This window comes from Lysinibacillus sp. JK80, from assembly GCF_027557635.1.
Classification (GTDB): domain Bacteria; phylum Bacillota; class Bacilli; order Bacillales_A; family Planococcaceae; genus Lysinibacillus; species Lysinibacillus capsici.
In genome coordinates, this window is the sequence record NZ_CP058997.1 from 4,240,373 (window position 1) to 4,252,988 (window position 12,616).

The 12,616-nt window shown below is 37.4% G+C and carries 11 protein-coding genes and 1 riboswitch; of the genes, 2 read left to right on the plus strand and 9 right to left on the minus strand.

Annotated features, from left to right (window positions below):
• Positions 1–13: 13 nt before the first annotated feature.
• From HXV90_RS21240 to HXV90_RS21255, 4 genes are all read right to left on the minus strand, one after another.
• Positions 14–964, minus strand: coding sequence for an ABC transporter substrate-binding protein (locus HXV90_RS21240; RefSeq protein WP_269897951.1), 951 nt, complete (start codon positions 962–964; stop codon positions 14–16).
• On the minus strand, positions 948–1,505 hold the full coding sequence (locus tag HXV90_RS21245; protein WP_048394154.1) for a hypothetical protein: 558 nt from the start codon (positions 1,503–1,505) through the stop codon (positions 948–950). The genes HXV90_RS21240 and HXV90_RS21245 overlap by 17 nt, the downstream gene beginning before the upstream one ends.
• A gap of 158 nt (positions 1,506–1,663) precedes the next feature.
• Positions 1,664–1,861, minus strand: a riboswitch (cobalamin riboswitch).
• 124 nt (positions 1,862–1,985) lie between these two features.
• The gene (locus HXV90_RS21250) at positions 1,986–2,531 is read right to left on the minus strand and encodes a glutathione peroxidase (protein WP_004231883.1); all 546 of its coding nucleotides are present in this window, start codon (positions 2,529–2,531) and stop codon (positions 1,986–1,988) included.
• Positions 2,532–2,611: 80 nt separating this feature from the next.
• Positions 2,612–3,166, minus strand: coding sequence for a hypothetical protein (locus tag HXV90_RS21255; RefSeq protein ID WP_004231881.1), 555 nt, complete (start codon positions 3,164–3,166; stop codon positions 2,612–2,614).
• A 90-nt stretch (positions 3,167–3,256) separates the two neighbouring features.
• On the opposite strand from HXV90_RS21255, the gene ytvI reads away from it, so the two are divergent.
• On the plus strand, positions 3,257–4,315 hold the full coding sequence (ytvI, locus tag HXV90_RS21260) for a sporulation integral membrane protein YtvI (RefSeq protein ID WP_269897952.1): 1,059 nt from the start codon (positions 3,257–3,259) through the stop codon (positions 4,313–4,315).
• Positions 4,316–4,477: 162 nt separating this feature from the next.
• Here ytvI and HXV90_RS21265 read toward each other — a convergent pair whose 3' ends face one another.
• Both HXV90_RS21265 and HXV90_RS21270 read right to left on the minus strand, forming a co-directional pair.
• Positions 4,478–5,632 (minus strand): C40 family peptidase, encoded by a 1,155-nt coding sequence (locus HXV90_RS21265; protein WP_259950538.1) that lies wholly within the window; start codon positions 5,630–5,632, stop codon positions 4,478–4,480.
• Between the two features lie 321 nt (positions 5,633–5,953).
• Positions 5,954–7,942, minus strand: coding sequence for an ABC1 kinase family protein (locus HXV90_RS21270; protein ID WP_269897953.1), 1,989 nt, complete (start codon positions 7,940–7,942; stop codon positions 5,954–5,956).
• Positions 7,943–8,190: 248 nt separating this feature from the next.
• Here HXV90_RS21270 and HXV90_RS21275 point away from each other — a divergent pair, with 248 nt between their 5' ends.
• Positions 8,191–9,885, plus strand: a complete 1,695-nt coding sequence (locus HXV90_RS21275) for an FAD-dependent oxidoreductase (protein WP_269897954.1) — start codon at positions 8,191–8,193, stop codon at positions 9,883–9,885.
• A 38-nt stretch (positions 9,886–9,923) separates the two neighbouring features.
• Here HXV90_RS21275 and HXV90_RS21280 read toward each other — a convergent pair whose 3' ends face one another.
• The 3 genes from HXV90_RS21280 to HXV90_RS21290 form a co-directional block, all read right to left on the minus strand.
• Positions 9,924–10,874, minus strand: coding sequence for a c-type cytochrome (locus tag HXV90_RS21280; RefSeq protein WP_009370633.1), 951 nt, complete (start codon positions 10,872–10,874; stop codon positions 9,924–9,926).
• 234 nt (positions 10,875–11,108) lie between these two features.
• Positions 11,109–11,813 (minus strand): DsbA family oxidoreductase, encoded by a 705-nt coding sequence (locus HXV90_RS21285; RefSeq protein WP_054549636.1) that lies wholly within the window; start codon positions 11,811–11,813, stop codon positions 11,109–11,111.
• Positions 11,814–11,825: 12 nt separating this feature from the next.
• Positions 11,826–12,602 carry a sulfite exporter TauE/SafE family protein gene (locus HXV90_RS21290; protein WP_269897955.1) on the minus strand — a complete coding sequence of 259 codons (777 nt, stop codon included), beginning with the start codon at positions 12,600–12,602 and terminating at the stop codon, positions 11,826–11,828.
• Positions 12,603–12,616: the final 14 nt, after the last annotated feature.

A 12,616-nucleotide genomic window follows, 5' to 3' on the forward strand; every position in this document is an offset into this window, starting at 1 on the left:
ATGGAAACATTTCTTATTTAAATAACTCTGGGTACACAGCCTTCGCTACTAATTCTACAGCTTCACCAATACGCGGACCAGGTCGATTAGAGATATCTGTATCAATGGACAATACCGCTTTGTTTTGAATAGCTTTCACAGTATTCCAACCATCTCGTCCAAGAATTTCTCCTATTGGATCTTCTGTATAGTTTACTGTTGTTAAAATAACATCTGGATTTTTCGCAATAACATCTTCCTCATTCACTTTTGCCCAGCTATTCAAGTCAGAAAAAACATTATTAACATTAGCTGCATCTAATATTTCTTGCTGGAAAGTGCTAGAGCCTGCTGTATATATGTCTGGCTTAGGGCTAACCTCTAAATAAACATTTTTCGGCGTTTTTACATCCTTCACCTTCGTTTGTACTTCAGCAATTTTCGCTTTAATCTCTTCGTTTAATTTATTTCCTTTATCAGCAACATCCATCACAGCAGCAATTTGTTCGATATCTCCATAAACATCGTCGAAAGTAGTAGCAGATTGAATAACAAACACTTTAATTCCTGCGTCCTCAAGCGGCTTTAGTGCATCCTTATCACCGATTGTATAAGCAATGACAACATCTGGCTTTAACGCTAAAATTCTTTCACTGTTAAAGTTCATAGTATCCGAGACACGTTCAATTTTTTGTGCTTCCTCTGGGTAAGTATCGTACTCAGTTGCTCCTACAATTTTATTGCCAACACCTAAAGCAAACAAAATTTCAGTATTACTTGGTTGTAAAGATACAACTGTTTTTGGTACTTCATTAAACTCTATTTCCACTCCACGGTCATCTGTCACTTTATAGCTTGTTTTCTCTGCTTGTTGTGTATCTTGCGAAGCATCTTTATTTTTTGTATCTTCAGCAGTGCCACAGCCTGCTAATACCAGTGCAAGTAAGAGCACTGGTAGCCATTGGAAATTAAATACTTTTTTCATTGTTATTCTCCTTTTTCTTTTTCATTGGGTAGGATTTACTAATAAACCGTATTTCCGCTATTCCAGCTTGCTGATTCATAAAAACAGCCATGACAAAACATACATTAGCTAATAAACCAAGGTAATCGAAAAGAATAGCAGGAACCTCTCGTTCTTCTGATACTTTGTGTAAAGTACGATATGATTTTTTTGCCTCACTGCGACAAAGATGTAAGGCTGAAGCTGCCTCTGTTCCTTGAGGTAAAACAAAACTTTGAATCTCTTCCTTCACATGGCGAACGTAAAAATCATAACGTTCACTTAACCAAGATAAATCCTCTTCAGTTACTGCTAATTTCCCACGAACTGAGCCATTCACATGATAAGCCATAGGTAACATAAGCAATAAATCCTCAGCAACAACTTGAACATCCTCTTTTTTTACCGCAGCTAATGCAACTCCTAGATGTGTTGTCAGGCTATCTGTTCGAATTTCAAAATCGACCGTTGAAGCTTTCTCACGCATAAATGGATAACAAGAATAACGGGCATCTTTTTTCACTTGCTTCCCCCCTATTTTCTATAATGAAAAATTCTTATTTGAAAGGCATAAAAAAGTCGCTCCTTTTTGCAAAGGAACGACAAAAATAACATAATGAGCCATCAAACTGGACAAAGCCTATGTATTTGCCGTATATCCTCCTAGCTTCCGAGAAGTTTTTATACGTTCAAATAAAGGTCGGTCTCCTGGCTTGTACAGTTCGTCACATGAAACGAATGTGTTATAAAGGACCTTCCCATCTTCTTTGAGACAGTGGTAAATCTTTATAATGGCTGCACTTACAGTTGCGGAAACAGCTCCGGTTTTTCACCGGATTCCCGATTATGCTAATTAGCACCTTTATTCTGCAAGAATATTTCATTTGTAAAGCAGTTTATCATATATGCTTCAGAAAAAATAGCTGTGCTCAGTTTTAAAATATAGCATTATTTCTACTTGAAGAGAAAACCCTAACAAATTTTTACATTATTAAGGAATTTACTATAATAGTGTTTCAATTGCTTTTTCAATATCGAGCTGTGAATCTGTTGGTTCAAAGCGTGCGACGGTCTTACCATTAGCATCTACTAGAAATTTTGTAAAGTTCCAGCGAATATTACGACCATCTAAAAAGCTTGGGGCAAGTTGAACAATTGCTTCTGCCAACATTTTCTCCTGCATACTTGCCTTCCCAAACTCTCGGTAATCCACTTCATGCTTTAAATAATTAAAGAGTGGATGGGTAGCCTCTCCATTTACCTGTACAAGCTCAAAAATCGGGAATGTGACCCCATAGTTTACCTTGCATAGATGCTTAGTTTCCTCCCCATCTTCAGGATTTTGATGGCCAAATTGATCACAAGGAAATCCAAGAACTACAAAATTCTCTTTTCCATATTTATCATACATTTTCTGTAAGTCTTCAAATTGATATGTAAATCGGCATTGGTTTGCCGTGTTAACAATTAACATTGTTTTTCCACGATATGTTTCCATTGATAAAATTTCGCCATTAGGCTTCCGAACTAGATAATTATAAATGCTCATGTATAATCCCCTTTTTTCATTCATTATAGTTGACTATTCTATCGTTCATCAAAGAATTTGCACAAAAAAACACCACCTCGCTACTTTGAACGGATGGCTGACTTATACTTCTTTTTATATTTAGCATCTTGTTCTTCATTAATTAAACGATGGGCAATATCTAATAATTTCGAGTCATTTGTTTGATCATATAACTTTTTAAATGACATAATAATATCCTGACGAATAAGAGATGGCTGTTTTTCATCTATACATGTTTGAAATCTTTTAGCTAGATACGATACAACCAAATCTCTTTGTACTGGGCCCGCCTGTCCAATTTTCCAAATTGCTTGTAATGCATGCCTTGCCGTAGCAGATTGTTCATCGTAAGTCACAGCCCAAATCTTTAAAAAATCCTCCAAGACCCTTTCTTCTGGATCACTTTTTGCAGCTAAAGCGCATAAAATTTGTGCAGCACGTGCACGAGAATAACCATTATTGTATGTAAGTGCTTTTATTAGCTGTTCCCAAACTGCATATGTCCAATCTACGGGTTCCTGCATAATTTTCATTAATTCCTCGTAAGATTCATATTGAATATCGCGATCATGCTCTGTTAGATTACTAAAAAGTTGCAAAATCTCTTTTTCCATAATTCATCCCTACCTTTATTGTTTCAGAACGTAATAAAATTTGATTTATGGTACACTTAACTTAATTTTTTTCGCAAAGAAGGTGAGTTTATGAATAGATTTAATGCTAGGAAATTGATTTTTCGGTTGATTGTGATAATATCACTACTTCTAGCTGCCTATTTTGTTATCCCAGTGTCCATGCCTTTAATACTTGCTGGGATTAGTGCATTTTTCTTAGAACCAATTGTCATGTTCTTTAAACGGAAATGGAAAATGTCACGGAAAATAGCAGTTGCTTTTATTTACATAGTGAGTGTTATTGTTATATCTATTATTTGTTATCTTTCTATTACACAAATAATGACACAAATAATTTTACTATCTAAGCAAGCTCCCTATTATATTTCCAAGCTATCAGATATGTGGCTTCATATGCAAGAAAATATTTCTAAATACACAGAAGACTTTCCACCTGAAGTAAGTGCTTCGCTTCAAAAAACCACTATGGATTTCATAAAGAAAGTCGAAGAATCCTTTTTAAGCTTCTTTAATTATAGCAAAGTTTCTGCCTTCTTTTCAGAGATACCCAGCCTATTTATCAGTCTTCTCGTTTATATGATTGCGCTATTCCTATTTATGCTTGATTTGCCTAAGTTAAAGCAAATCACTTATAAATATTTAAAGCCCAATACAGCAAAGAAGATAAAAATTATTTTAAATCGCTTAAAAGATGCAACATTTGGCTATATGAAGGCTCACTTATTTGTAAGCTTTATTATTGGAGGCGTCACACTCATTGGACTGCTATTAATCCAACCGAAATATGCAGTAACAATGACGATTATTATCTGGTTAATAGATATTGTACCATTCCTAGGCTCTATCATTATTCTAGCGCCATGGGGACTTTACCACCTGTTGATGGGAAACACCTCTATAGCTGTAAAATTATTCATCTTAGCTGCTATTTTACTTATTATTCGTCGAGTAGTCGAGCCTAAATTAATGGGAGATCATATCGGTTTATCCACTTTACCAACATTAATTTCCATGTTCATAGGTCTACAGTTATTTGGTATTATCGGTTTACTTGTCGGCCCATTCGTTATTATTTTCTTTATTGCCTTGAAAGAGACAGGTGTCATCAAAGTAAATTTTAAAATTTAATATCAATTTAGTATGCAGGAAAGTCTCTTTTCAAGAATAGAAGTAGTCGTCTTGTTTCTTTTGAAAGAATAGCATTCCAAAAACAAAAAAGGTCATCTTTGTATATTTTTCTCTACAAAGATGACCTTTTTCTTATCTCAACCGTCTATATATTAGTGAGGCCTATTGAATACGTCCAAAGCCTACTAAGTATTGATTCCACCAATCAAGTGATTCAATTACGACACCATTGTTTTGAGCGTCGATCATTGTGTTATTACCTAAATAAATACCTACGTGTGCTACACCTGAACCATAGCTGAAGAACACTAAGTCCCCAACGCGTGCTTCACCTGCTGAAATGCGTTGTGTTGCTAAATATTGTTGTGATGCTGTACGAGGTAAAGAAACACCCGCTTGCTTATATGACCATTGTACAAGACCTGAACAGTCAAAACCTGTTGATGGGTTGCTACCACCCCAAACATAAGGACGTCCTAGGAATTGTTTAGCTGTTGAAATGGCATCTCCTGAAGAAACAGTGCCAGCTCCTGAACCAACAATAATTTTTTGTGGTTCGCCTCCACCATTATTTTGAGTTGCTTGTACAACTGGTGTAGCAGCTTGAAGTGCACGTAAACGAGCTGCCTCTTCTTCAGCTGCTTTACGCTCCGCTTCTAAACGTTCTTCTTCTTGTTTCGTTGCAATTTCAGCTTTTAATGCAAGTGATTTTGCTTCGTTCTCAGCTTTCTTCACTTCCATTTCGCTTTCTTTTTGCTGAAGCTCTTGGAATTGTTTTTGAAGTTCCTTTTGTTTTTCATCTAATGTAGCTTTTTGTTGCTCTAAGCTTGCTTTATCTGCTTCCTGTTGATCCACTAATTCTTGGTCAGCATCCATTAATGTTTTCACCGCTACGACACGATCCATTAAATCTGCAAAGCTTTTTGCCTCAAGCACTACGTTTAAATAAACACCTACCGTGTTGTCTTGCGCTTGGTATGCAGCCATACGTTCACTTAAAATTTTTGAACGTTGTTCGATGCGTTTTTGTGTTTCAACAATACTAGCATCCACTTCTTTAATATCTGCTTGTACTTGTTTAAATACCTTTACTTTTGCGTCGATCTCTTGTTGTAGTTTCGTTAGTTCTTCTTGTAATTTTTTAATTTGTGCATCTATTTCAGCCTTTTTCTCAATCATTTGTTGAGAAGTTTCTTCGGCATGTACTTCTGTTGGTTGAATTGTATTAAATAATAAGCCGCCAGCTAGTGCTAATGCTAGCACCATCGACTTACGCCATTTGTTACGCTTAGCCACGTTACCTTCATTTCCCTTCATCTATCAATTTCGCTCTCGATATTCTATGTAATCACTTGAACGATTTCTATTTTAATTAAATGTTCTTATATTTATTTTAGCCTTTTAAAGTTTAGCATTTTCTACATAACTTTTATACTATTTCATGTCTATTTAATACATTAGTAAAACTCGAAATATTTCTGTAACATTCGCACTTAAACTACATTATTCTACATAATACATTTTTCTTCTACACAGAGAAACTATTAGCTAATTCGACATTAGACCTAACAGATCTTTTGTAATGTTTTTGTAATATTTGAGGGTGCCAAAGAAAAAGGTAGGGAAAAAATTCCCTACCTATTGCTTCATCGACCTTAATGCTTGTATAGATAATCTCACTAACAAAATAGCACATAAAAATAAACCTAAATATGCCGCTGTGTTCAAATAGACCGCATAAGAATCGTGGATAAATTGTGAAATAGCTAAAAGAGCGACAGATATAATACCAAAAGTTATACCCACCAGCAGCAAAACAAATTGAGAAAACAAATGTGTAATAAAACGTGAATTATGTTCATCCGAAAAGACATCATGATGTAAAATGATTTTTCCGCTCTCAACTCGCTGAATGAGCTGATCGACTCTTCTAGGCATTTTACGCAAAGTCGGTATTAGCATAGATAATTCTTCTTGCAGCCGCTCCTTAGTTGCCATCGGTTCTTTAAAAGGCTTAAGGAAAGAGGCACGCATATATGTAGCAGAAAAATCCTTTGCCTCAGTAAAGATATCAAAACGTGGATCTATTACCCGTAATGTGCCATCTAACGTCACTAAGGAACGGAGAGCTAATCCCACTGCTGGATAGAATGCAAGTCCAAAATCTCTTACCACTGTAAATAGCGCGTGAATTAATTCTTCAGTAGGTATACGGTCAACATAGGAAATTTTCAGTAAAATTTGGTCGATTGCCTGCTCCATTCTCCCACGTTCTGCATGATCAGCATTTTCCACTAATAATGTTAAACCATCATATAAAACGCTTGAATCATTTAGTTGAATGCCCATCAAAAATAACTTTAAGCCTTCTTGCTGTGTTGCACCTAAACGTCCTACTGCGCCAAAGTCAAGCAAGACTGGTGTTCCATCTGTTTCATCGATATGGATATTTCCCGGATGTGGGTCTGCATGAAAAATACCAGAGAATAGCATCTGCTCAAAAAATGAGTAGAGTACGGTTCTTGCAAATTGCCTACGATCAATCGACAAACGATTAAATTCAGATGCCCCCTCTGCCACACTTTGTCCACGAATATACTCCATCACAATAACATTTTCATTACTGTAAGGCGTAAATATTTTAGGAATTCGAACCTTGTAATCGCTTTTCGCCAGTGCATTCTTCACCTGTAGCGTATTACGTACTTCAATATCTAAATGAATCTCCTCACGTAGCCCCTCTGCAAATCCCCCAGCCAACTCTCGAAAGCCTAATGATTCTGCCCAGGTTGATTTTGTGGATAGCCAATTAGCAAATTCCTCTAAAATTTCAAGGTCATCGCGCATAATTCCCTTTACTTCTGGACGCAATAGCTTGACTACCACCTCTTCATAATTTATAAGCCTTGCTTTATGCACTTGGCCAATAGAGGCTGCTGCAATGGGTTCCATTTGAAATTGGCTAAATATTTCGTCCATTGATTGCGGAAGAGATCTCTCTAAAATTTGTTTCACTTGCTCCTCTGATAAAGGCCTTACTCGGTGTTGAAGCCTTTCTAATTCATCAATAAAAATAGGTGAAAAAAGCTCTTTTCGTGTGGAAAGTACCTGGCCAAATTTGATGAAAATCCCACCACATTGTTCTAACGTTGCGCGCAAAGCAATTGCAAGTTCTTTTTCATTTTCTCGTTGCCTCGCATATTTAATCGTTTGTACGACACCGTTTGTAACAGCAATTTTTAATACCTGACGCAGGCGTTTCTGCTGTCGCCAATAGCTACGCAATCGCAATAGTAAAGATTTTTGGCCGTGACGGCGATCTCCATTCGTAATGCCACTAGGGTCAAAAAGCTCAAATACCAAATAAAGCAACATCGAAATTAGTAGCATACTACCGATCCAAATTAGTGTGCTTACCTCAGTTACTGTTTGCATCATCGTTTCTGATAAAAAATCTGTATGGCGTAGATAAGAATACCAGTACACAAAAGAGGTTAATGTCACACTAATAACGACTGACAGCACTCTTCGCACAAAATTAATATTCGAGCCAATTAATCGTCCACTCACAATATAAATCAAACCCGATACTATGAGGATTTGGGTTAAAAATTTCAAAAAGATCAATATGTCACCCCCTGTGCCATTTCCATTTCCTACTACCGTTAGTATAGCAAATTTGTGCATCAACTTTCTTGAACGAGGAACACCACAGAAAATTTATTAATTTGGCACCTTGATAATATACCCTTTAGGGTATATTATTTATTTGTAGTATTCAAACTACATAATTCTCCTACTTTTAGAAACAAAACCTTTATTTAAGAGACTCTAAATACCCCATTATGTATTTACTATGAAAAGGAGTGTTTACATTGAGTAAAAAATTTTTAATAGTCGGCGGCGTTGCAGGTGGTGCATCCACAGCGGCTCGTCTTCGTCGTCTAGATGAAAAGGCAGAAATTATTATATTTGAAAAGGGGCCGAATGTTTCATTCTCTAATTGTTCTCTCCCCTTCCATTTAAGCGGGATTGTTGAAAATAGCGACAAATTAATTTTAATGACGCCTCAAGGCTTCCAAACAAAATACAATATAGAGGCTCGTGTTCAGCAAGAAGTTGTACGTATTAACAGAGAGCAAAAAACCATCACCATTAAGGATTTAAAAACGAATAGAGATTATGAGGAAAATTACGATACGTTAATTTTATCCCCAGGAGCAAGTCCTATCGTCCCTGACTTAGAGGGCATTCATTCTAAGCACGTCTTTACCATTAGAAACGTGGCTGATATTGACCGTTTAAATTGGTATCTACAAACAGATAATGTACAGGATATTGCCGTGGTCGGCGGAGGCTTCATTGGTGTAGAGGTAGCAGAAAATTTGAAGCTAGCAGGCTATAATGTATCTCTAGTTGAATTTGGCCAACAAATTATGGCCCCTTTTGATTATGATATGGCTCAAATCCTACACAAGGAAATGACTGATAAAGGGGTTCAAGTTATTGTCAATGACGGTCTTGCAAAGGTTACACCAAATAATGTGACGTTGAACTCAGGCAAACAATTGAAAGCCCAAGCAGTAGTATTAGCAATTGGCGTTCGACCTGAAATCCGCTTAGCCAAAGAGGCCGGGCTAACAATTGGTGAACTCGGAGGTATTCAAGTTGATGCAAATTACGTGACGTCTGATCCTTCCATATATGCTGTGGGAGATGCGATTGAAGTATTCCATCAGCTTACCCATAAACAGACGCGCCTTGCTTTAGCCGGTCCCGCTCAACGACAAGCACGTGCAGCAGCTAATCATATGTATAACATCCCTCATCACAACAAAGGAGTCATTGGATCTTCAAGCGTACAAATTTTCGATCTCGTATGCGCGACAACAGGTTTGAACGAAAAAACAGCCCTAGCAAATGGCTTTCAAGCAAAAAATGTTTATTTGATAGCTCCAGACAAAGTAGGACTAATGCCAAATAGTAATCCACTTCACTTTAAGCTCGTTTATGAAACACCGACGGGTAAAATACTAGGGGCTCAAGCAATAGGTAAAGGTAATGCAGATAAGAGGATTGATGTTATAGCTACCCTCATCACAATGGGCGGTACATTAGAAGATTTAAAGGAGCTAGAGTTATCCTATTCTCCAATGTTTAGCACTGCCCGTGATATTGTTAATTTGGCAGCTCTTGTAGCTCAAAATCTATTACACGGACACTTTAAGCAGGTAAAAGTTGATGAAGTAAGGGAACTCATTGAAAATCAAGCCTTTTTCTTAGACGTTCGTGAAAAAAATGAATTTGAATCCGGTCACCTTATCAATGCACACAATATTCCTCTAAGTGAACTTCGGGAAAGAATGGATGAAATTCCGAAGGATCAAGCAGTGTATGTGCATTGCCGATCTGGTCAACGTAGCTATAATGCTGTTATGGCCCTTCAAAATAGCGGTTTTTCTAACGTCTTTAATGTAAGTGGGTCATTCCTAGGGATTTGCTTATACGAATATTTTACAGATATCACAACGAACAGAGATAAAATAGTAACTGCTTATAATTTTAAATAAGTTAAAGGGATGCCAATTATCAGCATCCCTTTTCTTCGTTAATTTGTAGACAAAACTTTTTCCCAGTCAATCGTACCATTTTTAACTTGTTCACGCTTTTCCTTAGTCATGATGTCATTTGGACGCCCGCCTTTTGGCCAATCTTTTTCATGGTTCGCCCACTCTGGACGATCTTGCGATAAAATAAAGGCAGCTAAATCTGCAGCTTCTTGATCTGTTAATGTTCCCGCTGCACCTATCGGCATATTATTTTGAATATAGCCAGCCATTTTTGACATACGTGCCATACCTGCGCCATCATTAAATGAATTATCTCCCCATAAAGCTGGGCCAGTATTAGCACCAGTTCCTGCGCCATCAGCTGCATGACAGGCTATACAGGACTGTGCATAAAGCTCCTCACCATCTGCAACATTTGGAATTGGCACATTCTTCATATCACTTGTGCCCGCCCATTCACGTTTTGCTCCAATTGGAACACCTTCAGAAATATAAGCGAAATACGCCACCATAGCCTCTAGTTCATCACTATTCATTTCGAATTTTTTACCATTCATACTCCGAACCATACAGCCATTAATCCGTTCTTCTATTGTAACTACACCACCTGAGCGTCCAATATACTGTGGATAATTTGCCATTACACCTACTAATGATGAGGCTTGCTCGTCATAGCCAGCACCGGCATGACAGCTTGTGCAAGATAATTGGTTGCCCACATATTCATCTGCCGCAACATGTGTGTTATTAACAAGTTCATAGCCCGTTAATATTGCTTCTTTCATTGGACCATCTGGTACTTCTTCAATACTTGGCGGAGCATAGACCATTGACTGAGCAGCTGCTGTTGTTGGTATTTGTGTTTGCACTGTCGCTTCTTTCTCACTCACATTCGAATCAACTGTAATTTTGTCACTGACAAACGTCCCAACAAAAATGGCGCCTGCTAACAGTACTGTTCCTGCTACTCCTGCTACTATAGGTTTCATCTATAATACCCCCCTTTGTATTCTCACTTATATTTTAGCAACATAACAATTTATTGGATGTGATTTTTCTCACACTACCATAAAATAGAACCATTCAGATGATAAAAAAGGATAAATTATACATTTTATTTTGTTCTATAACACAGAAAACAAGACTTAATACCTCTTGCAGTATTCATTTGTTCGAAAAAAAAGCGTCAAGTACACATACGCACTCGACACCTTTAAAGTCTTTTATAGTTTACACTGTCCATCAGCACATACCGATTCTCCATTACCATTTATCATTATCGTTGGCTGAATACCAGCTATTTCTGCAGCTTGATGCAAAGTTCGCACAAACACTTCATTCGGCTCAGCCCCTTTAATACCATAACGATTTTCAAATACAAAGAACGGTACACTTTGTACGCCAAGTTGCTGTGCTTCATAGCGATCCTTGTCTAGCTCTTCACTAAAATCAGTTGAAGCTAATATTCCCGCTGCAACTTCTCTATCCAAATCTAATTGCGCAATAACTTTTAATAAGAACTCATCTTTATTCAAATCTTCACCATCTTTAAAATAACCAGCCATTAGTGCTTCCGTATAAGCTGTCGCTTTACCAAATTGCTGCGTCCATTTAGCTAAACGATGAGCCTTTTCTGTATGCGCTGTTTTCATCTTAGCAAAATCATAATGCAAACCAACTTCCGTTGCTCTCGTAGCTATACCCTCGACCATATCTTTCACTTCATCTAGCGTGACATCATACTTTTTAGCCAGCGCCTCATAAAAAGAGGGTGCATTCACTTTCGGGATATCTGGGCCTATTTGAAATGCTTTATATTCTATTTCCACTAATCCTGTATAGCCTGCGATGCCAATCGCCCGTTCCAGTTCTCGCTTGCCAATATAACAAAATGGACATGTAAAATCAGAGAAAACTTCAATTTTCATTACCATACCCCCTTATAATATATCCATCCAAATTTTAATAGCTGTTGCTAATATAAGAACCGCTAAAATAATTTGTAGGAATTTAGTATTTAACTTGCCCCCTATTCTCGCACCTAGAGGAGCAGCTATTAGGCTAGCTACAATCAAGATGAGCGCTGGATAATATTCCACTTGCCCAGTCATTAATTTACCAATAGTTCCTCCTATTGAGGAGATAAACGTAATAGCAAGGCTTGACGCAATGGTCATACGAGTAGGGATTCCTAAGACCACAAGCATGATTGGTACTAATAAAAATCCACCAGCTGCCCCTACTATCCCGGAACCGATACCAACAACGAAAGCTAATAGGGCCGACAATGGTTTATTAAATGTAACAGCCTGCAGCGGTTTATCATCAATTTGCTTTTTCGGTATGAACATCATCACAGCTGCAATCAATGCAAGGATTCCATAAACCATGTTAATACCAGACTCAGATAAAAATTTTGAACCGAAGCTACCCACAAAGCTTCCCGCTAATATGGCGCTCCCCATATAGATAATGAGTGATTTATTTAAATACCCACCTTTACGATAGACCCAAACACCTGAAAGAGCAGCAAAAAGTACCTGAATCGCACTTATTCCTGACACCTCATGTGCAGAAAAGGCCGCAAATCCTAGTAATGGCGGTATATATAGTAGCATCGGGAAATTAATAATGGCACCGCCAATACCTAACATCCCTGATACAAATGAACCGAGAAAACCAATAAGTAAAATGGTTAAGATCCATGCAATATCCATTTAGTTTTCCTTCT

Excerpts from the sequence above, each read along its gene's own strand:
- HXV90_RS21240 (WP_269897951.1), bottom strand. The coding sequence starts at position 964 with ATGAAAAAAGTATTTAATTTCCAATGGCTACCAGTGCTCTTACTTGCA.
- HXV90_RS21255 (WP_004231881.1), bottom strand. The coding sequence starts at position 3,166 with ATGGAAAAAGAGATTTTGCAACTTTTTAGTAATCTAACAGAGCATGAT.
- HXV90_RS21290 (WP_269897955.1), bottom strand. The coding sequence starts at position 12,602 with ATGGATATTGCATGGATCTTAACCATTTTACTTATTGGTTTTCTCGGT.
- HXV90_RS21265 (WP_259950538.1), bottom strand. The coding sequence starts at position 5,632 with ATGAAGGGAAATGAAGGTAACGTGGCTAAGCGTAACAAATGGCGTAAG.
- ytvI (WP_269897952.1), top strand. The coding sequence starts at position 3,257 with ATGAATAGATTTAATGCTAGGAAATTGATTTTTCGGTTGATTGTGATA.
- HXV90_RS21280 (WP_009370633.1), bottom strand. The coding sequence starts at position 10,874 with ATGAAACCTATAGTAGCAGGAGTAGCAGGAACAGTACTGTTAGCAGGC.
- HXV90_RS21250 (WP_004231883.1), bottom strand. The coding sequence starts at position 2,531 with ATGAGCATTTATAATTATCTAGTTCGGAAGCCTAATGGCGAAATTTTA.
- HXV90_RS21285 (WP_054549636.1), bottom strand. The coding sequence starts at position 11,813 with ATGAAAATTGAAGTTTTCTCTGATTTTACATGTCCATTTTGTTATATT.